At 61.2% G+C, this 22138-nt stretch carries 22 protein-coding genes; 18 read left to right on the top strand and 4 right to left on the bottom strand.

What is annotated here, in order from left to right; all coding sequences use genetic code 11:
• Window positions 1-193: 193 nt before the first annotated feature.
• Window positions 194-535 (bottom strand): zinc ribbon domain-containing protein YjdM, encoded by a 342-nt coding sequence (locus BT179_RS22985; RefSeq protein WP_072398590.1) that lies wholly within the window; start codon window positions 533-535, stop codon window positions 194-196.
• 238 nt (window positions 536-773) lie between these two features.
• On the bottom strand, window positions 774-1742 hold the full coding sequence (locus BT179_RS22990) for a polyprenyl synthetase family protein (protein WP_072432002.1): 969 nt from the start codon (window positions 1740-1742) through the stop codon (window positions 774-776).
• Between the two features lie 253 nt (window positions 1743-1995).
• Between BT179_RS22990 and rplU the strand changes: the two genes are divergently transcribed.
• The 5 genes from rplU (at window position 1996) to BT179_RS23015 (ending at window position 5820) form a co-directional block, all read left to right on the top strand.
• Window positions 1996-2310, top strand: a complete 315-nt coding sequence (gene rplU, locus BT179_RS22995; protein WP_007950961.1) for a 50S ribosomal protein L21 — start codon at window positions 1996-1998, stop codon at window positions 2308-2310.
• Between the two features lie 35 nt (window positions 2311-2345).
• The gene (gene rpmA / locus BT179_RS23000) at window positions 2346-2603 is read left to right on the top strand and encodes a 50S ribosomal protein L27 (RefSeq protein ID WP_053153633.1); all 258 of its coding nucleotides are present in this window, start codon (window positions 2346-2348) and stop codon (window positions 2601-2603) included.
• A gap of 189 nt (window positions 2604-2792) precedes the next feature.
• Window positions 2793-4016: an Obg family GTPase CgtA gene (gene cgtA / locus BT179_RS23005; RefSeq protein WP_072432001.1), complete on the top strand. Its 1224-nt coding sequence runs from the start codon at window positions 2793-2795 to the stop codon at window positions 4014-4016.
• A 211-nt stretch (window positions 4017-4227) separates the two neighbouring features.
• Entirely contained in the window at window positions 4228-5346 is a 1119-nt protein-coding gene (proB, locus tag BT179_RS23010; protein WP_072398593.1) for a glutamate 5-kinase, read from the top strand.
• 9 nt (window positions 5347-5355) lie between these two features.
• Window positions 5356-5820, top strand: coding sequence for a CreA family protein (locus tag BT179_RS23015; RefSeq protein WP_072398594.1), 465 nt, complete (start codon window positions 5356-5358; stop codon window positions 5818-5820).
• 117 nt (window positions 5821-5937) lie between these two features.
• Here the strand turns inward: BT179_RS23015 and rpsT are convergent, their stop codons facing one another.
• A complete protein-coding gene (gene rpsT, locus BT179_RS23020; protein ID WP_020798646.1) occupies window positions 5938-6216 on the bottom strand; it encodes a 30S ribosomal protein S20 in 279 nt (92 codons plus the stop codon).
• 253 nt (window positions 6217-6469) lie between these two features.
• Here rpsT and murJ point away from each other — a divergent pair, with 253 nt between their 5' ends.
• The 6 genes from murJ to ispH all read left to right on the top strand — a co-directional run bounded on the left by murJ (window position 6470) and on the right by ispH (window position 13939).
• Window positions 6470-8008: a murein biosynthesis integral membrane protein MurJ gene (murJ, locus tag BT179_RS23025; protein ID WP_072432000.1), complete on the top strand. Its 1539-nt coding sequence runs from the start codon at window positions 6470-6472 to the stop codon at window positions 8006-8008.
• A 108-nt stretch (window positions 8009-8116) separates the two neighbouring features.
• On the top strand, window positions 8117-9055 hold the full coding sequence (gene ribF / locus BT179_RS23030) for a bifunctional riboflavin kinase/FAD synthetase (RefSeq protein WP_072398596.1): 939 nt from the start codon (window positions 8117-8119) through the stop codon (window positions 9053-9055).
• A 13-nt stretch (window positions 9056-9068) separates the two neighbouring features.
• Entirely contained in the window at window positions 9069-11900 is a 2832-nt protein-coding gene (gene ileS / locus BT179_RS23035) for an isoleucine--tRNA ligase (RefSeq protein WP_072398597.1), read from the top strand.
• The gene (gene lspA, locus BT179_RS23040; RefSeq protein ID WP_072398598.1) at window positions 11893-12417 is read left to right on the top strand and encodes a signal peptidase II; all 525 of its coding nucleotides are present in this window, start codon (window positions 11893-11895) and stop codon (window positions 12415-12417) included. The genes ileS and lspA overlap by 8 nt, the downstream gene beginning before the upstream one ends.
• The gene (gene fkpB, locus BT179_RS23045) at window positions 12410-12847 is read left to right on the top strand and encodes an FKBP-type peptidyl-prolyl cis-trans isomerase (protein ID WP_072398599.1); all 438 of its coding nucleotides are present in this window, start codon (window positions 12410-12412) and stop codon (window positions 12845-12847) included. The genes lspA and fkpB overlap by 8 nt, the downstream gene beginning before the upstream one ends.
• A 144-nt stretch (window positions 12848-12991) precedes the next feature.
• Window positions 12992-13939, top strand: a complete 948-nt coding sequence (gene ispH, locus BT179_RS23050) for a 4-hydroxy-3-methylbut-2-enyl diphosphate reductase (RefSeq protein ID WP_072398600.1) — start codon at window positions 12992-12994, stop codon at window positions 13937-13939.
• On the opposite strand, the gene BT179_RS23055 is transcribed toward ispH, so the two are convergent.
• Window positions 13916-14431, bottom strand: coding sequence for a GspH/FimT family pseudopilin (locus BT179_RS23055; RefSeq protein WP_072398601.1), 516 nt, complete (start codon window positions 14429-14431; stop codon window positions 13916-13918). The genes ispH and BT179_RS23055 overlap by 24 nt on opposite strands.
• Before the next feature lie 154 nt (window positions 14432-14585).
• Between BT179_RS23055 and BT179_RS23060 the strand changes: the two genes are divergently transcribed.
• The 7 genes from BT179_RS23060 to thiO are packed head-to-tail and all read left to right on the top strand — an operon-like array spanning window position 14586 to window position 21371.
• Entirely contained in the window at window positions 14586-15059 is a 474-nt protein-coding gene (locus BT179_RS23060) for a GspH/FimT family pseudopilin (protein WP_072398602.1), read from the top strand.
• Window positions 15056-15514, top strand: coding sequence for a type IV pilus modification protein PilV (gene pilV, locus BT179_RS23065; protein WP_072398603.1), 459 nt, complete (start codon window positions 15056-15058; stop codon window positions 15512-15514). The genes BT179_RS23060 and pilV overlap by 4 nt, the downstream gene beginning before the upstream one ends.
• Window positions 15511-16224 carry a PilW family protein gene (locus BT179_RS23070; protein ID WP_072398604.1) on the top strand — a complete coding sequence of 238 codons (714 nt, stop codon included), beginning with the start codon at window positions 15511-15513 and terminating at the stop codon, window positions 16222-16224. Before pilV ends, BT179_RS23070 begins: the two co-directional genes overlap by 4 nt.
• An 11-nt stretch (window positions 16225-16235) precedes the next feature.
• A complete protein-coding gene (locus BT179_RS23075) occupies window positions 16236-16715 on the top strand; it encodes a pilus assembly PilX family protein (protein WP_072398605.1) in 480 nt (159 codons plus the stop codon).
• Window positions 16702-19806 (top strand): pilus assembly protein, encoded by a 3105-nt coding sequence (locus BT179_RS23080; protein ID WP_072431999.1) that lies wholly within the window; start codon window positions 16702-16704, stop codon window positions 19804-19806. The genes BT179_RS23075 and BT179_RS23080 overlap by 14 nt, the downstream gene beginning before the upstream one ends.
• A gap of 9 nt (window positions 19807-19815) precedes the next feature.
• Window positions 19816-20217, top strand: coding sequence for a type IV pilin protein (locus tag BT179_RS23085; protein WP_072398607.1), 402 nt, complete (start codon window positions 19816-19818; stop codon window positions 20215-20217).
• A 53-nt stretch (window positions 20218-20270) separates the two neighbouring features.
• Window positions 20271-21371 carry a glycine oxidase ThiO gene (gene thiO, locus BT179_RS23090; RefSeq protein WP_072431998.1) on the top strand — a complete coding sequence of 367 codons (1101 nt, stop codon included), beginning with the start codon at window positions 20271-20273 and terminating at the stop codon, window positions 21369-21371.
• The last annotated feature ends 767 nt before the right edge of the window (window positions 21372-22138 follow it).

Here is a 22138-nt window from a genome sequence, read left to right on the forward strand (position 1 = left end):
CTCCTTGATGGGTCTGATGAGAATAATTCCTATTCGCTAAATAGCAAGCGTCTATTTGTATTCCGATTTTTTTTCGGACGATGGGTTGTGGTGGTTCGGATGGCTGGCGTTTGGCCAAGGTGCTAGTAACGGGGCTAAAGCGGGGAGGGGTAGGCACCATCCCACGCAGGGCGCGGGATGGAATACAGAAGGCTCAGACTTTTCTGACGAACTCGGATTTGAGCTTCATCGGGCCGATGCCGTCGATCTTGCAGTCGATGTCGTGGTCGCCGTCGCACAGGCGGATGTTCTTCACCTTGGTGCCTACCTTGACCACCAGGGAAGTGCCCTTGACCTTGAGGTCCTTGATCACGGTGATGGTGTCGCCGTCCTGCAGGACGTTGCCGACCGAATCTTTTTTCACGGTGTCGTCGGCTGCCGCTTCAGCTTCGCCGCTGGCGGACCATTCGTGGGCACACTCCGGGCAGACCAGTTGGGTGCCGTCTTCGTAAGTGTATTCGGAATTGCATTTCGGGCAGGGTGGCAACGTGCTCACTAAGGTTCCTTGGGTATCAGGAGGGCAAAAGGGCGCACATTATATAGGGTTTTGTTGTGGGAGGGTGACGTCGCTGCGTTTGGAGGCCTTTGGCAAGGGGATTTGTCCTCGCTGGGCTGCGTAGCAGCCCCAAGAGCGGTGCTCAACTCCATCTGCCTGGGACACGGGGAATGACTTTTAGGGCTGCTTCGCAGCCCGGCGGGGGAAAACCCCCACGCCAGAAAAAATCCCAGGGATGTTAGTGGGTGCGGGCGACCGCGAACTCGCTCAGTTCCACCAGTGCGTCGCGATATTCGCTGGCCGGCAGGGCATCGAGGCATTTGATGGCGCGGGCGACATAGTCACGGGCCAGTTGCGCGGTGTAATCCAGCGAGCCGGATGCCTCGACGGCCTCGCGGATGCTTTCCAGATCCTCGATGCCGCCTTTCTGGATCGCCTGGCGTACCAGCGCTGCCTGCTCGGGGGTGCCTTCGCGCATGGTATAGATCAGCGGCAGGGTCGGCTTGCCTTCGGCCAGGTCGTCGCCGACGTTCTTGCCCAGGGTCTCGGCGTCGCCCCTGTAGTCCAGCAGGTCGTCCACCAGTTGGAAGGCTACGCCCAAGTGGTCGCCGAAGGTGCGCAGGGCTTCGCTCTGTTCGGCGTTGGCGCCGGCCAGGGCGGCGGCGCTGTGGGTCGAGGCTTCGAAAAGCATAGCGGTCTTGCCGCGGATGACTTCCATGTAGGTTTCTTCCGTGGTGCTGGCGTCGCGTACCTTGGACAGCTGCAGCACTTCGCCTTCGGCGATGATGCGAGTGGCCTGGGACAGGATCTTCATGACCGGCATCGAGCCCAGCTCGACCATCATTTCGAACGAGCGCGAGTACAGGAAGTCGCCCACCAGCACGCTTGGGGCATTGCCCCACATGGCATTGGCGGTGGAGCGGCCGCGGCGCATGCCGGACATGTCCACCACGTCGTCATGCAGCAGGGTAGCGGTGTGCAGGAACTCGATGGTGGCGGCCAGCAGGCGCAGGTCGTCGCCCTCCCGGCCCAGGGCCTTGCCGCACAGGAGCACCAATAAAGGACGCAGGCGCTTGCCTCCGGCCGAGGTGATGTAGTCGCCGATTTTCGATACCAGCGGCACTCGGGAAGTCAGCTGCTTCTTGATGATGCCGTCGACGGCACTAAAATCGTCCGCCACTGCGCGGTAGAAAGCTTGGGGTTGCATCAGCGACAGGCGCTCCAGAAGGGTTGCGCGGCATGCTAGGACCCACACCCAGGCCTGTCAAGGCGTGAAGCTTTGGCGGGATTGGCGGCCACTTGCAAGGCTTCGTCGGCTTGCGTACAATCGCGCACCCTGAACTTCCTGGGCAGCACCTGCCTTACGCAATTGCATCCCGGGCCTTCCAGCCCATGCAGCCATGCCAGCCAATACCTTTTCCTATAAAGCGCTGGGTGAGCAGGATTATCGGAGAAATACCATGTCGTATGCAGTAATCGTTACTGGTGGCAAGCAATACAAGGTCGCCCCAGGTGAATACCTGAAGATCGAAAAACTGGAAGTCGCCACTGGCGAATCCGTGACTTTTGATCGCGTTCTGTTGGTCGCCAATGGCGACGACGTGAATATCGGCGCTCCAGTCGTTGCTGGCGCTACCGTTGTGGCTGAAGTGATCTCCCAAGGTCGTCACGATAAAGTCCGCATCATCAAGTTCCGTCGTCGTAAGCACCACATGAAGCGTATGGGCCACCGCCAGTGGTACACCGAGATCAAAATCACCGGTATTCAGGCTTAATTTCAGCCTAATTCCTCACTAGGAGAATTGAACTCATGGCACACAAAAAAGCTGGTGGTAGTACCCGTAACGGTCGCGACTCAGAAGCCAAACGCCTTGGCGTGAAGATGTATGGCGGCCAGGCTATCAAGGCAGGCAACATCATCGTGCGTCAGCGCGGCACCCAATTCCACGCTGGCTACGGCGTAGGCATGGGCAAGGATCACACTCTCTTCGCTAAAATCGAAGGCGTGATCAAGTTCGAAGTAAAGGGCGCCTTCGGTCGTCGTTACGTAAGCGTTATCGCAGCTTAATAGCGAGATCGCTGGAAAAGCCCTGTCTTGCGACGGGGCTTTTTCGTTTGTGGGGTGAGTCTCTTGCAAAGCTGTTTGTATGGGCTGTCGGCGCTGCAGTTGGGCGTGAATCAGGCCGCTGCGCTCATTTTTGCAAGAGTCTTATGTCTTGTTTTTTTCGGCTCGTCCATATGACGAGAGGCGTGTGTCATGAAGTTTGTTGATGAAGTATCGATTCGAGTGAAGGCTGGTGACGGCGGCAATGGTTGCATGAGTTTCCGTCGGGAAAAGTTCATTGAAAACGGCGGTCCGAACGGCGGTGATGGTGGTGATGGCGGCTCGATCTTCATGGTCGCCGATGAAAACCTCAACACCCTGGTGGATTATCGCTACACCCGGCATTTCGATGCCGAGCGCGGCTCCAACGGCGGCAGCACCGACTGCACTGGCAAGAAAGGCGAGGATCTGGTCCTGCGCGTGCCGGTTGGTACCACGGTGATCGACTCCGCCACTCAGGAAGTGATTGGCGACCTGACCAAGCCGGGCCAGCGCCTGCTGGTGGCTCATGGTGGCTGGCATGGGTTGGGAAACACTCGTTTCAAGTCCAGTACCAACCGTGCGCCGCGCCAGACCACGCCAGGCAAGCCCGGCGAGCAGCGTGATCTGAAGCTGGAAATGAAAGTGCTGGCTGACGTGGGGCTGCTGGGTCTGCCGAACGCGGGCAAGAGTACCTTCATTCGTTCGGTCTCGGCCGCCAAGCCAAAGGTCGCCGATTATCCGTTCACCACCCTGGTGCCTAACCTCGGGGTGGTCAGCGTCGATCGTTGGAAGAGCTTCGTGATTGCGGATATCCCGGGTCTGATCGAAGGTGCTTCCGAGGGTGCCGGCCTGGGGATTCGTTTCCTCAAGCACTTGTCTCGTACCCGTCTGTTGCTGCACCTCGTCGATATGGCGCCGCTGGACGAAAGCTCCCCCGCCGATGCCGCCGAAGTCATCGTCAACGAGCTGGCCAAGTTCAGTCCGGCCCTGGTCGAGCGCGATCGTTGGCTGGTATTGAACAAGTGCGACCAGATCCTTGAGGAAGAGCATGAGGAGCGGGTCAAGGAAATCGTCGATCGCCTGGAGTGGGAAGGTCCGGTCTATGTGATCTCGGCCATTGCCAAAGAGGGCACCGAGCGCTTGTGCCACGACATCATGCGTTACCTGGAAGATCGCGCCGATCGCCTGGCCAATGACCCGGCCTACAAGGAAGAGCTGGCCGAGCTTGATCAGCGTATCGAAGACGAGGCGCGTGCGCAGTTGCAGGCACTGGATGACCAGCGTGCCTTGCGTCGCAGTGGCGTGAAGTCGGTCCATGACATCGGTGACGACGATTGGGACGAAGAAGATGTGGATGATGAAGATGGTCCGGAAATCATCTACGTGCGCGATTGATCTTCTTCCGGTGTCGGTCGTTTGAGGCGGCACTGATGAAATGGCTGGCACGCAGGCGGGTTTAACTGCTTCGGCCGGTGGTATCATCGCTGTCAGCCGGTTTCCAGGGCGCCGCTCATTCGAGCGGCGTTTTGGTGTCTGTAGAACGCAAATACGAATAATCCCATGGGTGGCGCTGGGTCGCGTCGTCCGCTGGCAAAGGTTGAAGATGATGCGGAGCAAGGTGACGGGTGCGCAGCGTTGGGTCGTGAAGATCGGCAGCGCACTGCTGACGGCGGATGGCAAGGGCCTGGATCGCAAGGCGATGGCGGTGTGGGTCGAGCAGATGGTGGCCTTGCATGAGGCTGGCGTCGAGCTGGTATTGGTCTCCTCGGGGGCTGTGGCGGCTGGCATGAGTCGTCTGGGCTGGACATCGCGACCCAGCGCGATGCACGAATTGCAGGCCGCCGCCGCCATCGGCCAGATGGGGCTGGTGCAGGCCTGGGAGTCCAGTTTTGCCGAGCATGACCGCCATACGGCGCAGATCCTGCTCACTCACGACGACCTGTCCGACCGCAAGCGTTACCTCAATGCGCGCAGTACCCTGCGGGCGCTGGTGGAGCTGAAGGTGATTCCGGTGATCAACGAAAACGACACGGTGGTCACCGACGAGATCCGCTTTGGCGATAACGATACCCTGGCGGCCTTGGTGGCGAACCTGGTCGAGGCCGATCTGCTGGTGATCCTCACGGACCGCGACGGCATGTTCGATGCGGATCCGCGCAACAATCCCGATGCCAGATTGATCTACGAGGCTCGTGCCGACGATCCTGCACTGGATGCGGTTGCCGGTGGTACCGGTGGTGCATTGGGGCGCGGTGGCATGCAGACCAAGCTGCGCGCCGCACGCCTTGCGGCGCGTTCCGGAGCGCACACCATCATTGTTGGTGGGCGCCTGGAGCGGGTGCTGGATCGTCTGAAGGCGGGAGAACGCATCGGCACCCTGCTTTCGCCTGAGCGCGGCATGCTGGCCGCTCGCAAGCAGTGGCTGGCGGGCCATCTGCAGACCCGTGGCACACTGGTGTTGGATGCGGGGGCCGTGGCGGCGCTGTCCCAGGGTAATAAAAGTCTGTTGCCGGTGGGCGTAAAGCTGGTCCAGGGCAGTTTCCGTCGTGGCGAAATGGTTGTGTGCGTGGCGCCGGACGGTCGTGAGATCGCCCGCGGCCTGGCCAATTACAGTGCGCTGGAAGCCCAGAAAATCATCGGCCAATCGTCTGATGCGATTGTTGGCCTGCTGGGTTACATGGCTGAGCCCGAGCTGGTTCATCGTGACAACCTGATTCTCGTCTAAGGAAAAATCATGGGTTTGGCTAAAGGATTGATCGGCTTGCTGTTGGCATTGCCGCTGCTGGCTTCGGCCGAGGAAATCGGTCAGGTCTCGACGGTGTTCAAGTTCGTCGGGCCGAACGACCGGATCGTGGTCGAGGCGTTCGATGATCCCAAGGTGGATGGGGTGACCTGCTACCTGTCTCGGGCCAAGACTGGGGGTGTCAAGGGTGGCCTGGGCTTGGCCGAGGACCGTGCCGAGGCGTCCATCGCCTGCCGTCAGGTCGGGCCGATCAGCTTCAAGGGCGAGCTCAAGGATGGGGAAGAGGTGTTCAGGGAGCGCACTTCGCTGGTCTTCAAGACCATGCAGGTGGTGCGATTCCTCGACAAGAAACGCAATACGCTGGTGTATCTGGTCTACAGCGATCGGATCATCGAGGGTAGTCCCCAGAACGCGGTGACGGCAATTCCGATCTTGCCGTGGGCTCACGCTCAATAACCCTGCCCGTCGATCACTCGTGCGGGAGCAAGCCTGCTCCCGCATTTTTGATGTGCCTGTCAAATTGCAGGCAATAAAAAACCGACCCTGGGGTCGGTTTTTTAACGAGCGCGTCGCTTAGGCAGCAGCGGCAACGTTCAAGGCCTTTACGTGGCCATTCAGGCGGCTCTTATGGCGAGCAGCCTTGTTCTTGTGGATGATGCCTTTATCGGCCATACGGTCGATAACAGGCACAGCCAGAACGTAAGCAGCTTGGGCTTTTTCAGCGTCTTTTGCGTCGATGGCCTTAACTACGTTTTTGATGTAGGTACGAACCATGGAACGCAGGCTGGCGTTGTGGCTGCGACGCTTCTCAGCCTGTTTTGCACGTTTTTTGGCGGAAGGTGAGTTGGCCACCGTCGAGCTCCTCGAAAGACTTTTTGGGAAATAGCAAACAAAATAGGCCGCGAATCATGCCGATGAGTTGGGGTCTTGTCAAGGGCGGGTGACGCGTTCCGCTGAATGGCAGGTACATCGCACCGGATGATTTCTTTCCGGCGTGCGACCTGTAAACTCGCGGGCTTTGGCGCAGTGCTGTTGGCGGCGCGGAGTATCGCACAAGTGGGCGCGTTGTTCGCCTGCTGTTTATCGACAGGCAAAAACTCTTTTCATGAATCTGCTCAAATCGTTGGCTGCCGTCAGCTCTATCACGATGCTTTCCCGTGTCCTGGGGTTCGTTCGCGATACGCTGATCGCACGGATATTCGGCGCCGGTATGGCCACCGACGCCTTCTTCATCGCCTTCAAGTTGCCCAACCTGCTGCGGCGGATCTTCGCCGAAGGTGCGTTTTCCCAGGCGTTCGTGCCCATCCTGGCGGAATACAAGAACCAGAAGGGCGATGAAGCGACCCGTACGTTCATTGCCTATGTCAGCGGTTTGCTGACCCTGGTGCTGGCCCTGGTGACTGCGGCCGGCATGCTGGCCGCGCCCTGGATCATCTGGGCCACGGCGCCGGGCTTTACCGATACCCCGGAGAAGTTCCAGCTCACCACCGACCTGCTGCGGGTGACCTTTCCTTATATATTGCTGATTTCCCTGTCATCCCTGGCCGGGGCCATTCTCAATACATGGAACCGTTTCTCGGTGCCGGCCTTCGTGCCGACCCTGCTCAACGTCAGCATGATCGTGTTTGCGGTCTTCCTGACGCCGTATTTCGATCCGCCGGTGATGGCGCTCGGCTGGGCGGTGCTGGTGGGAGGGCTGGCGCAGCTGCTGTATCAACTGCCTTACCTCAAGAAGATCGGCATGCTGGTACTGCCCCGCCTGAACCTGCGCGACAGCGGCGTCTGGCGGGTGCTCAAGCAGATGCTGCCGGCAATCCTGGGGGTTTCGGTGAGTCAGATTTCCCTGATCATCAACACCATCTTCGCCTCGTTCCTGGTGGCCGGTTCGGTGTCCTGGATGTATTACGCCGACCGACTGATGGAGTTACCGTCCGGTGTACTGGGCGTGGCCCTGGGCACGATCCTGTTGCCAACCCTGGCCAAGACCTACGCCAGCCAGGATCGCCAGGAGTACTCGCGGATTCTCGACTGGGGCCTGCGCCTGTGTTTCGTGCTGGTGCTGCCCTGCGCTCTGGCACTGGGGATCCTGGCCGAGCCACTGACCGTTTCGCTGTTCCAGTATGGCCAGTTCAAGGCGTTCGATGCCGCCATGACCCAGCGCGCCCTGGTCGCCTATTCGGTCGGGCTGCTTGGCATCATCCTGATCAAGGTCCTGGCGCCAGGTTTCTATGCTCAGCAGAACATCCGCACGCCGGTGAAGATTGCCATCTTCACCCTGGTGATGACCCAATTGTTCAACCTTCTGCTGATCGGCCCCCTGGCCCATGCCGGCCTGGCCCTGGCGATCAGCATCGGCGCCTGCCTCAACGCCGGGCTGCTGTTCTATCAGCTACGCAAGCAGAAAATGTATCAGCCGCAGCCGGGCTGGGGAAAATTCGGCCTCAAGCTGCTGATCGCCGTGGCGGTGATGTCGGCGGTCCTGCTGGGGGGGATGCATTTCATGCCGGCCTGGGGCGAAGGGCAGATGCCCGAGCGTTTCCTGCGCCTGGGTGTGCTGGTTGTCGCCGGCGTGGTGGCGTATTTCGGCATGTTGCTGCTGCTGGGCTTCCGTCTGCGGGACTTCAATCGCAAGGCCTTGAGCTGAGGCTTGGGCAGCGGTTTTGTCGGTTCGATCACTTTGGGTTACGGTGCTGCCTGTCGTTGACCGCCGGGTGTGGTTATAATCGGCCACTTTATGAGCAAGAAGCGCGTTATGCAGCTGGTTCGAGGCCTTCACAACCTGCGTCCCCGGCATCGGGGCTGTGTCGCCACCATTGGCAACTTCGACGGTGTTCACCGTGGCCACCAGGCTATCCTGGCGCGGCTGCGCGAGCGTGCGCTGGAGCTGGGCGTGCCCAGTTGCGTGGTGATCTTCGAGCCTCAGCCCCGGGAGTTTTTCGCCCCGGACACCGCCCCGGCCCGCCTGGCCAGGCTGCGAGACAAACTGCAGCTGCTGGCGGCCGAAGGCGTCGACCGGGTCCTGTGCCTGGCGTTCAACCAACGCTTGAGCCAGCTCAGCGCAGCCGAGTTCGTCGAGACCATCCTGGTGGATGGCCTGGATGTGAAGCATCTGGAAGTGGGCGACGATTTCCGTTTCGGTTGTGACCGGGCAGGTGATTTCGATTACCTGCAGCGGGCTGGCGCCGTCCATGGTTTTACTGTCGAAGCGGCGCAGACCGTCGAGATGGATGGCCTGCGTGTCAGCAGTACTCAGGTCCGCAATGCCCTGGCGGCCGCCGACTTCGAACTGGCCGAGCGCCTGCTGGGCCGGCCATACCGGATTGCCGGGCGGATCCTGCATGGGCAGAAGCTGGCGCGCCAGTTGGGCACGCCAACGGCCAACGTGCAGCTCAAGCGTCGTCGCGTACCGCTGACCGGGGTGTTCCTGGTGAGTATCGAGATCGACGGCAAGGCCTGGCCCGGCGTCGCCAACATTGGCGTACGACCCACGGTCCAGGGAGATGGCAAGGCCCATCTCGAAGTACATGTTCTGGATTTTGCCGGCGATCTGTATGACCGGCGTTTGACGGTGGTTTTCCACCATAAGCTGCGTGAAGAGCAGCGTTTTGCCTCTCTGGAGGCGCTCAAGGCGGCGATCCATGCCGATATCGCCGCCGCCCGTGCCCTTGTCGCAACCAGCGCCAATCGCTAATGAAGAGCCTTAAATGACCGACTATAAAGCCACGCTAAACCTTCCGGACACCGCCTTCCCTATGAAGGCCGGCCTGCCTCAGCGCGAACCACAGATTCTGCAGCGTTGGGACAGCATTGGCCTGTACGGAAAGTTGCGCGAGATTGGCAAGGACCGCCCGAAGTTCGTCCTGCACGACGGTCCTCCGTACGCCAACGGCACCATTCATATCGGTCACGCGCTGAACAAGATCCTCAAGGACATGATCGTCCGTTCCAAGACCCTGTCGGGTTTTGACGCACCTTATGTCCCAGGCTGGGATTGCCACGGCCTGCCGATCGAGCACAAGGTGGAAGTGACCCACGGCAAGAACCTGGGCGCGGACAAGACCCGCGAACTGTGCCGTGCCTACGCCACCGAGCAGATCGAGGGGCAGAAGTCCGAATTCATCCGCCTCGGCGTGCTGGGCGACTTCGCCAATCCGTACAAGACCATGGACTTCAAGAACGAAGCCGGCGAAATCCGTGCCCTGGCGAAAATCGTCGAGGGTGGTTTCGTGTTCAAGGGCCTCAAGCCCGTGAACTGGTGCTTCGATTGCGGTTCGGCCCTGGCCGAGGCGGAAGTCGAGTACGAAAACAAGAAATCGTCGACCATCGACGTAGCCTTCCCGATCGCCGATGAAGACAAGCTCGCCGCCGCATTCGGCCTGGGCAAGCTGGCCAAGCCGGCCGCCATCGTGATCTGGACCACCACCCCGTGGACCATCCCGGCCAACCAGGCGCTGAACGTCCATCCGGAATTCAACTATGCCTTGGTGGACGTCGGCGACCGGCTGCTGGTTCTGGCCGAAGAGCTGGTCGAGTCCTGCCTGGCCCGCTACAGCCTCGAAGGCTCGGTGATCGCCACCGCGCCAGGCTCGTCACTGGAGCTGATCAACTTCCGCCACCCGTTCTATGACCGCCTGTCGCCGGTATACCTGGCCGACTACGTGGAACTGGGCGCTGGCACCGGCGTCGTTCACTCCGCGCCAGCCTATGGCGTCGACGACTTCGTGACCTGCAAGAAATACGGCATGGTCAACGACGACATCCTCAACCCGGTGCAGAGCAACGGCGTCTATGTGCCGTCCCTGGAGTTCTTTGGCGGCCAGTTCATCTTCAAGGCCAACCCGGCCATCATCGACAAGTTGACCGAAGTCGGCTCTCTGCTGCACACCACCGTCATCGAACACAGCTACATGCACTGCTGGCGGCACAAGACACCGTTGATCTACCGTGCCACCGCGCAGTGGTTCATCGGCATGGACAAGCAGCCCGTCAGTGGCGATACCCTGCGCCAGCGTTCGCTCAAGGCCATCGAAGAGACCAAGTTCGTACCGGCCTGGGGCCAGGCGCGCCTGCACTCGATGATCGCCAACCGGCCGGACTGGTGCATCTCCCGCCAGCGCAACTGGGGCGTGCCGATCCCGTTTTTCCTGAACAAGGAAAGCGGCGAGCTGCACCCGCGCACCGTCGAGCTGATGGAAGAGGTTGCCAAGCGCGTCGAAGTCGAAGGCATCGAAGCCTGGTTCAAGCTGGACGCCGCCGAACTGCTGGGCGACGAGGCGCCGCTGTACGACAAGATCAGCGATACCCTGGACGTGTGGTTCGACTCCGGCACCACCCATTGGCACGTGCTGCGCGGTTCGCACCCGGTGGGCCATGAAAACGGCCCGCGTGCCGACCTGTACCTGGAAGGTTCCGACCAGCATCGCGGCTGGTTCCACTCCTCGCTGCTGACCGGCTGCGCCATCGATAACCACGCACCGTACCGCGAGCTGCTGACCCATGGTTTCACCGTGGACGAGGCCGGGCGCAAGATGTCCAAGTCCCTGGGCAACGTGATCGCGCCGCAGAAGGTCAACGATACCCTGGGCGCCGACATCATGCGCCTGTGGGTGGCCTCCACCGATTATTCCGGCGAGATGGCCGTTTCCGAGCAGATCCTGCAGCGCAGCGCGGACGCCTACCGGCGCATCCGTAACACCGCGCGCTTCCTGCTGTCGAACCTGACCGGTTTCAACCCGGCCACCGACCTGTTGCCGGCCGAGGACATGCTTGCCCTGGACCGTTGGGCCGTGGACCGTACCCTGTTGCTGCAACGCGAGCTGCAGGAGCATTACGGCGAATACCGTTTCTGGAACGTCTACTCCAAGATCCACAACTTCTGCGTGCAGGAGCTGGGCGGTTTCTATCTCGACATCATCAAGGATCGCCAGTACACCACCGGCGCCAACAGCAAGGCACGTCGTTCGTGCCAGACCGCGCTGTTCCACATCAGCGAGGCGCTGGTGCGCTGGATCGCGCCGATCCTGGCATTCACCGCCGACGAGCTGTGGCAGTACCTGCCGGGCGAGCGCAACGAATCGGTGATGCTCAATACCTGGTACGAGGGCCTGACCGAGCTGCCGCAAGGCTTCGAGCTGGACCGTGCCTACTGGGACCGCGTCATGGCGGTCAAGGCGGCGGTGAACAAGGAAATGGAGATCCAGCGTGCGGCCAAGGCCGTCGGTGGCAACCTGCAGGCCGAAGTCACCCTCTACGCCGAGCAAGCCCTGGGCGCCGACCTGGCGAAGCTGGGCAACGAGCTGCGCTTCGTGCTGATCACCTCCACCGCCAGTGTCGCTCCATTGGTGCAGGCGCCGGCCGATGCGGTGGTCACTGAAGTGGCTGGCCTGAAGCTCAAGGTGGTCAAGTCGAGCTTCGTCAAGTGCGCCCGTTGCTGGCACTGCCGCGAAGACGTTGGCGTGAACCCGGAGCATCCGGAGATCTGCGGGCGTTGTGTCGACAACATCAGCGGCACCGGCGAGGTTCGCCACTATGCCTGATGTGGCGCCTAACGCAGCGGGTCGTTTCGGACGGCTGGGCTGGCTCTGGTTGAGCGTGCTGGTACTGGTCATCGACCAGGTCAGCAAGTTCCACTTCGAAAGCTCGTTGACCATGTACCAGCAGATCGTGGTCATCCCCGACTACTTCAGCTGGACCCTGGCCTATAACACCGGCGCGGCGTTCAGCTTCCTGGCCGACAGCTCGGGCTGGCAGCGCTGGCTCTTCGCGCTGATCGCCATCGTGGTCAGCGGCGTGCTGGTGGTCTGGCTCAAGCGCCTGGGCCGCGACGAAACCTGGCTGGCCGTGGCGCTGGCGCTGGTGCTCGGTGGCGCGCTGGGCAATCTGTATGACCGCATTGCCTTGGGCCATGTGATCGATTTCATCCTGGTGCACTGGCAGAACCGTTGGTACTTCCCGGCGTTCAATTTTGCCGACAGCGCCATTACCGTGGGCGCGGTGATGCTCGCCCTGGACATGTTCAAGAGCAAGAAAACCGGAGAAGCCGTCCATGACTGAGCAGCGTATCGCTCAAAATACAGAAGTGAAGCTTCACTTCGCCCTGCATCTGGAAAACGGCGACACCGTTGACAGTACCTTCGACAAGGCCCCTGCCGTGTTCAAGGTCGGCGACGGCAACCTGCTGCCAGGCTTCGAAGCGGCGATCTTCGGTTTCAAGGCCGGCGACAAGCGCACGGTGGTGGTGACGCCAGAGAATGCCTTTGGTCAGCCCAACCCGCAAAACGTGCAGACCATGCCACGCTCCCAGTTCCAGGACATGGAACTGTCGGAGGGGTTGCTGGTGATCTTCAACGACGCGGCCAATACTGAACTGCCGGGCGTGGTGAAGGCCTTCGACGACACCCAGGTGACGGTTGACTTCAATCACCCGCTGGCGGGCAAGACCTTGAATTTCGAAGTGGAAATCATCGACGTCAAGGCGGTTTAGGATTTAACAGGCAGTTCCTGCTGCCACTGATTCTCTGTGGGAGCGAGCTTGCTCGCTTCCACATGGGGTCTCCTTGTTTTCGGGCCTTTCGCTCGATTAACAGGCAAGCATTCAATTCCTTGCGCGCAAGACACGAGGCACAGCATGCAAATCAAACTCGCCAATCCCCGTGGCTTCTGCGCCGGCGTGGACCGGGCGATCGAAATCGTCAACCGCGCCCTGGAGGTCTTCGGGCCGCCGATCTATGTGCGCCATGAAGTGGTCCACAACAAATTCGTCGTCGAGGACCTGCGCAGCCGCGGTGCCATTTTCGTCGAAGAGCTGGACCAAGTGCCGGACGACGTCATCGTGATCTTCAGCGCCCATGGGGTTTCCCAGGCGGTGCGTACTGAAGCCGCCGGTCGCGGCCTGAAAGTATTCGATGCCACCTGTCCCCTGGTGACCAAGGTGCACATCGAAGTGGCGCGCTACAGCCGCGACGGTCGTGAATGCATCCTGATCGGCCATGAAGGACATCCGGAAGTCGAAGGCACCATGGGGCAATACGATGCCAGCAATGGTGGCGCGATCTACCTGGTGGAGGATGAGGACGACGTGGCGGCCTTGCAGGTGCGCAACCCGGAAAAGCTCGCCTTTGTCACCCAGACCACCCTGTCCATGGACGATACCAGTCGTGTGATCGACGCCCTGCGCTCCCGCTTCCCGGCCATCGGTGGGCCACGCAAGGACGACATCTGCTACGCCACCCAGAACCGTCAGGACGCGGTCAAGCAACTGGCCGACGAATGCGATGTGGTGCTGGTGGTTGGCAGCCCGAACAGTTCCAACTCCAACCGCTTGCGTGAGCTGGCCGAACGCATGGGAACGCCGGCCTATCTGATCGACGGTGCCGAGGACATGCAACACAGCTGGTTCGATGGCATCGAGCGCATTGGCATCACCGCCGGCGCTTCGGCTCCCGAAGTCCTGGTGCGTGGCGTGATCCAGCAATTGCAGGCCTGGGGCGCCACCGGTGCCGATGAGCTGGCCGGTCGTGAAGAGAACATTACTTTCTCGATGCCCAAGGAACTACGCGTTCGCTCCCTGCTTTGAGTCTTTTTCGCACAATGCCTGTTCAGTTTTCTCGCTGCGCAGGCTGATGCGTCCGGTGCGCGCCAGCACCACCTGATGGTGGCTGATCGGCTCGCGTTTGCCGCAGACATGCAATGTACCGGCTTGGAAGGCGTCGCTGGGCAGTAACGCTTGCCCTTGGCTGCCAAACCTCACCGAACGCTTCACCGGCCAGTTGCCGACCACTCGCGCGCGGCCGCTGCGCTCCATCACCAATGTCTTCGCCTTGTCGTCCAGCGTGATCCGCCAGCCTCGGCCCCAATCGTCGTCTATTCCTCTGATCACGACGGTCCGGCTGCGCGTGATGGCTTCGCTGCGGGCGTTACGCAAACCACTGGCCAGCAGTTGCGCGGCGTCCTTGCGTTCGGTGGCTTCGACCAGGGCTGTGTAGCTGGCGCTGGCCCACGGTAGAACAATTGCCGCAATCGCCAGTCCCATGAGCAGTTCAATGAGGCTGAAGCCCTGTTGGTGCATGACATCTCCTCCCTGGAGAATGGAAGCGGATTCAAGATCAATGGCCCATTGTGGCGAGGGATAAAACCCCTCGCCACAGGTCGGTATTGGGCACAGGCGGTGGTTTGTTCTAGCGTGTACAAGCAGGTATAGCCGACGGCAACGGAGGGCATCAATGGATCTTCGTACAAAAGGTTTCACGCTGGTGGAGGTGCTGGTGGCCCTCGGTGTGCTGCTGATCCTGATCACCCTGGCGGTGCCTGCCTTCACTGGCTCGATGCAGGGCACCAAGGCCGATACCGAGATCGGCGATCTGCGTCGGGCGCTGAACTTTGCCCGCATGACCGCGATCGACCGTGGCACCACGATACGTATCCGCCCCACGGTGCAGGGCAGCGTCTGGAGCGGCGAGCTGGCGGTGTATGACAGTACTGGCACGCCGGCCAATGTATTGCGGGTTGTTCCAGCGATGAGCAGCGGCGCGACTCTGACGCTAACCTCAGAAGTGACCGGCATCGATTTCAACAACCTGGGCGGCTTGGCGGCACCGACCACGCCGGTGAGTTTCAATTACGTACGAGGGGCGCAGAGCAGGACGCTGAGTGTTTGCCTCAATGGACGAATCGTATTGGGTGGAAGTTGCGGATGAAGGGTTGCAGTAAAAGGACACAGGAGGGCATGACGCTGATCGAGGTGTTGGTGGCGATGCTGATCCTCGGCATAGGCTTGCTGGGCGCGGCGATGATCCAGCTCAATGCACTCAAATACACCGACAGCTCGCGCATGACCAGCCAGGCCAGTTTCATCGCCTACGACATGCTGGATCGTATCCGCGCCAACGCCGGCGCCGACTACACCGTCACGCCACCCACCTCGCCCAATCTCAACGTCGCCCGGGACCAGGATCTCTACGACTTCAAGACCAATATCACCAGTTTCGGCGGCGCCACGGCCACCGGCACCATCGCCCTGAACCAGCGGGTCTACACCATCACCATTTCCTGGGACGATGCCCGGGCCGCCAACACCAGCAACGCTGCCGAGGCACGGCGCAGCTTCGTGCTGACCAGCCGCGTCGCCGTCGACCCGGTGGCGACGCCATGAACAACCGTTGCCGGGGCTTCGGCCTGATCGAACTGATGATCGCGCTGGTGCTCAGCCTGATCATCGTGCTGGGTGTGGTGCAGATTTTCATTGCCGCGAAAAACACCTATGTCAGCCAGAACGCAGCAGCAGTCATGCAGGAAGATGCACGGTTCGCCCTGAGCAAGATGCTCCAGGAGCTGCGCATGGTCGGCATGTTCGGCTGCCTGGGAAGCATTACCGACGCCTCGTCCGCGGGGGATTTCAACGCCAGCCAGGTCACGCCGATCCGTTGGGACAACGCCAATCTCAGGATGACCCTGGTCACGGCGGATGTGGGCAGCAACGCAGGGGTGCCGACCTGGACGGTCGTTTCCGATTGCCGCACCAGCGCGACCGCCTACACCGGAGCCCGGGCGCCTGCGGCCGGGCAACTGGCCTTTCCCATACGCCGGCTGGTCTACAGCTTCAGCAATAACCAGTTGTTGATGGGCACGGGCGCCGGCAACCCGACCCTGGCGGTGCTGGTGGACAACGTGCGGGCGTTCAACGTGACCTTCGGCGTCGCGGGCAGTTCGACCGACATCGCGGCATCGAGCTACACCGGCAACCCGGCGGATCCGGCCCTGATCCGCAGCGTGCGCCTGACCCTGACGCTGTACGACCCGAAGAACAACGTGCGCGACCAGACCTTCAACGTGGTTGCCGCTTTGCGCAATCGGCTTTTGTGAGGGCGGCGAGAATGAATCCGAGATCCAATGGGCACCGTCAGCGTGGCATGGCCCTGCTGGTCAGTCTGGTTTTCCTGCTGCTGCTCACGCTGATCGGCTTGTCGTCGATGCAGAGCGCCACGCTTCAGGAAAAAATGACCAACAGCGTCATGCTGCGCAATCAGTCATTCCAGACGGCCGAGGCGGCGTTGAGGATGGGGGAGAGCGCGGTACAGGCCGAGACGTATTCGCTTGCGGTCTGTACCACTGCCACCCAATGCGCGCCTCCGGCCGAGTCGGCGACGCTCACGGCAGCCGGGCGCAACTCCTCGTCGGGAGTGACCTGGGTCGCCGCCGCTGGTGGGTTCTACGGTGTACAGAACATCGGCACCACCCTCACGGCGGTCAACGTACCGAGCAACACGTCGGCGACGCTGTACCGGATCACGGCGGTGGCCGTGGCGGGAAATAACCAGCGCAGCGTGGTGGAGAGCATCTATGCGAAATATTGAGGCGCTCCGGGGCTGGATGCAGTTGATAGGGGGGGCGCTGCTCAGCCTTTACCTGGCGGCGCCGGCCTATGCGTTCACGCCCTCGGAGTCGCCGCTGTTGAGTGCGGCTGCGGTTACGCCGAACGTGATGCTGCTGATCGACGATTCGGGAAGTATGAACAACATCATCTGGGCGTCGGGGTTCGATCCAACGGCGGCGCAACCGCGCACGTTTGCATGCAACTCCAGCAGCAGTTGCAATGACAGGTACGAGCTGGACCTGGACGATTCGAACATCCTGCTAGTGAGCCTGTTGCGCGGTGGCTGCTCCTCCGGTTGGTACGGCTTCTATCGTTCCACCATCGGCCGGGTCTGTCTCCGGCTCCCGGATCCGGTAGGCGGTGGCAATACCCGCTATACCGCCAGATACCTGGCCTATCTCGTGACCCTGGCCAACGGTTCGAGCCGGGACTTCACCACAGGCTCGATTCCCACCGACTATCGGATAAACGTGGCGCGCGACGTTTCCAATGATCTGGTCGCCGGCAACCGGGCCTTGCGCATCGGCCTTGCCACGTTCAATCCTCCCAACAGCGGCAACTCAGGTCCGGGCGGTTACATCGCCCGGGCCATCAGCGACCTTTCACCCGTCAGCGGCAGCGTCACCCAGACCCAGGCCAATGCCAACTACAGTGCCCTGGTCACCGCCATCAATGCCCTGGGAGCCGTCGCGAATACGCCGTTGGCCGAGAGTTATTACGAGGTCACCCGTTACTTCAGGGGCATGGCGCCGTATTACAACGGCACGCCCAGTACCTATACCAGCCCGATCCAGTACCGCTGCCAGAAAAACTTCGGCGTGGTGATCACCGACGGCTTGCCCACCTATGACCGGACGTTTCCCACCAACGATCCCCTGGGCGGCTCACGCTTGCCGAACTGGGATGGCATCGGCACCAACGATGGCGACAATCCCAGTGGCGACGCCGAGGGCGACACGCTCTACCTGGACGACATCGCCAAGTTCGCCTTCGATATCGACATGCGTGCCACCGGTACCGACGCCACCGGCAAGAGCTGGAACTCGACGGACTTTCCCCGGCAGTACCTCAACACCTATACCGTCGGTTTTGCCGTCAATAACCAGATGCTGTCCGACGCGGCCCGTTATGGCGCGGGCCGGTATTACCCGGCGTCCGATAGCGAGGGTCTGAACTCGGCCCTGTCATCGGCCCTGAGCGATATCACTTCAAAGGCCGGCTCGGGAGGGGGCGGCGCCGCCAACAGCGCCACGTTGTCCAGCACTTCCAGTTTCTACCAGACCACCTACGACCCCAAGGACTGGCGCGGCACCATCCGGGCGTTCGGCTTCACTTCGGCAGGTACCGTCAACACGGCAGCGGTGCAATGGACCACCGATACCGCCATCGTGCCCGGCGCCACCGCCCCGGTCTATCAGTCCTGGAACAGTGCGACCAACACGCCGGTGACCCTGGCCTATGGCAACTTCTCACCGGCCCAGCAGACCAGTCTCAGCCAGAACCTGCCCACGGGCATCACCGGCAACGACCTGGTGGAGTGGAGCAAGGGGGTCAACAAGACCGGCCTGAAGGTGCGCAGCGCGTTGCTGGGGGACATCATCAATTCGCCCCTGGTGCTGGCATCGCCCAATGACCAGACCGCCGCGGACCTGCTGAACGACACCAGCTACAGCAATTACCTGACAACCAAGGCGACGAACATGAACGCCAGCCTGGCGGTGAATGCCAACGACGGCTTCTTCAGTGTCATCAACAGCACCAACGGGACTCGGCGCTACGCCTATATGCCTTCGAGCGTATTGCCGTCCCTGCAATTGATCGCCAATACCGGCTACGTCAACGGTGTCAGCCACAAATTCCTGGTGGACGGGCAGATCGGGGTATTCGATACGCAACTGGGCAGTGCCTGGAAGACCGTCGCCGTGGGAGGGACGGGGGCCGGGGGCAAGGCGTTCTTCGCCGTGCAACTGTTCGACGCGACGGCCGGCAACACGATCCGGGCGTTGTGGGAAATCAGCGCACCGGCCGTCGCCAATACGGCCAACGTCTTCAACGACCTGGGCTATGCCTACGCGCGCCCGGAGGTCGCCCGATTGGCGGATGGTCGCTGGGCCGCGTTCATCTCCAATGGCTACGGCAGCCATTCCGGCGTGGCCGCGCTGTATGTGGTGGATATTCGCGACGGCTCGTTGATCAGGAAGATCGTCATCAACAGCAGCGAGACCGATAACGGCCTGTCTTCGGTCAAGCTCCGGGTCAACTCCCAGAATGTGGTTCAGGCCGCCTACGGCGGCGACCTGAAAGGGCGCATGTGGAAGTTCGACCTCAGCGGCACCTCCCCGACCACCTGGGGCCTGGCGTTCGCCGGCCAGCCGTTGTTCACCGCACCGGGTGGCGCGACCCAGCCGATCACGGTTCAACCCTTGCTGGCGGACAACCCCCAAGGCGGCGTCCAGGTCTTTTTCGGTACCGGCAAGTTCAACGAGGCAGTGGACAAGCTCAACAAGGACCTGCAGGGCTTCTACTCGATCTGGGACGCTCCCGGAGGCTCCGGGCAGGTCACCGTGTCGAACCTGCAGGCCCAATCGATCACCGGGGTTTTTTCAGGCAGCACAGGGGGGCAATTCGTGACCACCAGCCAGACCAACGTGGCTTACCCGGTGCGCAAGGGCTGGTACCTGCCCTTGGTGTACAACAATGCGTTGACGGGGGAGCGAGTGATCAATCCGGCTAACCTGGTACTCGGACGCGTTGTGTTCACCACCGCCGCAGTGGACACCACCGACCCCTGTGCCAGCTTCGGTACTGGCAAATTGATCGAAGTGGATGCTTTCAACGGTAAGATGCTCAACTATGCGGTGCTCGACACCAACGGTGACGGCATGCTCAACAGCCTCGACACGATTTCCGCCGGGGTGGTCTTCACCGGTGGTATCCCGACCTTGAGTGCCGTCGTCAGTGCCAACGGCGCCACCAACATGGTCGTGAACGACTCCGGCGGCGGTATCACCGACCTGCTGGGGAAAGCCGTTGGCGGCAGCCGCCGCATCATGTGGCGGCAAATACAATGAGGGATAGACATGCGCAGAGCCAACCGGGGTTTCACCTTGATCGAAATCATGATCGTGATCGCCATCATCGGTATCGTGATCACCGTCGGTTATCCGAGCCTGACCGAGTACATGAAAAAAGGCCGTCGCGCCGAAATCGCCGGCCTGCTGTCGGAACAGGCGCAGATCCTCGAACGCTACTATTCGAAGAACAATGTGTACACCAATGCCACCGGGCTGAGCAGTGGCAATGATTTCTACACCATCACCCAGACATTGGCGGACCAGAGCTTCACCCTGACCGCCGTACGCAAAAGCGGTTCGTCCATGGCCACGGACAAGTGCGGTGATTTCACGATCAACAACACGGGCGCCAGGGGCATGCTCAACGCCGCTGCCGGGTTGACCGCCAAGGATTGCTGGGGCCGCTGAGTTTTTTATCCGGGCGCTCTGCGGCGCTCCTGTCTTATGAGTCGAATCGGAACATGATCAGGCAACAACAAGTGGTGGTTGTCGGCGGCGGAGTCATTGGCCTGCTGACGGCGTTCAATCTGGCTTCGGAAGGCCAGCGCGTGGTCCTGCTGGACCGTTCCAGTGTCGGCCAGGAGTCGTCCTGGGCTGGTGGCGGTATCGTGTCGCCGCTGTACCCCTGGCGCTACAGCCCGGCGGTTACGGCGCTGGCGCATTGGTCGCAGGATTTTTATCCACAGCTGGGGCAACGCTTGTTCGCGACTACCGGAATCGACCCCCAGGTGCATGTCACTGGCCTGTATTGGCTGGACCTGGACGATCAGGACGAAGCGTTGGCCTGGGCCGGGCGGCAAGGACGTCCGTTGCGGGCTGTGGACATCTGCGCCGTCCATGATGCGGTTCCGGTACTGGGGGCGGGTTTCTCCCGGGCGATCCATATGGCCGACGTAGCCAATGTGCGCAATCCACGGCTGGTTAAATCCCTCAAGGCCGCCTTGCTGGCGTTGCCCAACGTCACCCTGCATGAACAGTGCGAAGTCAGCGGCTTCATTCGTGACGGCGGGCGTGTCGTCGGGGTGGACTGCTCGGCGGGGCAAGTGCGTGGCGACCAAGTGGTGCTGGCCGCCGGTGCCTGGAGCGGTGAGTTGTTGCAGACGCTGGGATTGAAGTTGCCCGTCGAGCCGGTCAAGGGCCAGATGATTCTGTACAAATGTGCGTCGGACTTCCTGTCCAGCATGGTTCTGGCCAGGGGCCGTTATGCAATCCCACGTCGCGACGGGCATATCCTGGTGGGCAGTACGCTGGAGCATGCAGGTTTCGACAAGACTCCCACCGATGTCGCGTTGCAGAGCCTCAAGGCTTCGGCAGAGCAATTGATTCCGGGGCTGGCAGATGCCGAAGTGGTCGGCCACTGGGCCGGGCTGCGGCCTGGGTCGCCGGAGGGGATTCCCTATATCGGTGAAGTCCCGGGGGTTGCCGGCTTGTGGTTGAATTGTGGGCATTACCGCAACGGGTTGGTATTGGCGCCAGCATCGTGTCAGCTGCTGGCGGATGTGATGCTGGGGCGTGAGCCGGTGATTGATCCTGCGCCGTATGCGCCGGCGGGGCGGATGTAGGGGCTTGCGGTTGTACTCCGATCCAATGTGGCAGCGAGCCTGTTCGCGATGGCGTCCTTGCAGTTGGTCAGTTTTTTGACCGAGTACATATCCATTGCTGCGGTAACGGCCACCTATGGTTTCGCCCTTACGGCGACCTACTTTCTTTCAAACGCCAAAGAAAGTAGGCAAAGAACGCTCCGCCCCAGCGTACGGCCCCTCGCCAAGGCTCGGGGTTCCTTCGCTCCGGCATTCATCAGGGGGGCATCGGCTCCGGTCCGCTGCGCTTGACCTCCACTCGATGGGTTCGACTGCGTCGAACGGCGCTGCGCGCCATCCCCCTGATGAACGCCTGCGCTCAGCCTGCCGAAGGGGCGGAAGATCAAAAGCCGCGGCGCCGCTTATAGCTCGACACGGCTCTCGAAAGCGTACACAGACCCATTGTGGGAGCGAGCCCTGCTCGCGATGGCGGTGGATCAGTCGATGCAAATGCTGAATGACAGACCGCTATCGTCGGATCGCCGCCCGGAGCAGGCTCGCTCCCACGAGGATTGACGTTGGCTGAGAAATAACCGGCCGCCGCAGAGTTGTTGTGAACCAGCTGACAGCTGTTCGAGATTTGTGGGAATGGTCGGACAACGTCCAAGCTGAAGCTGATTTTTCCGACGAGCTTTGGCGATTGCCGGGTGGGAAGGCTTATCGCTAACCTTTTTCGGTCGCTGCCAATTCAGCGTCCGGGCGTCGCGGTCTGTCTAAAACTTGGTAATCCATTTTCTTGTTGGAGTACC

It is taken from the genome of Pseudomonas sp. NFACC43 (assembly GCF_900119645.1).
In the GTDB taxonomy this organism is placed as follows: Bacteria; Pseudomonadota; Gammaproteobacteria; order Pseudomonadales; family Pseudomonadaceae; genus Aquipseudomonas.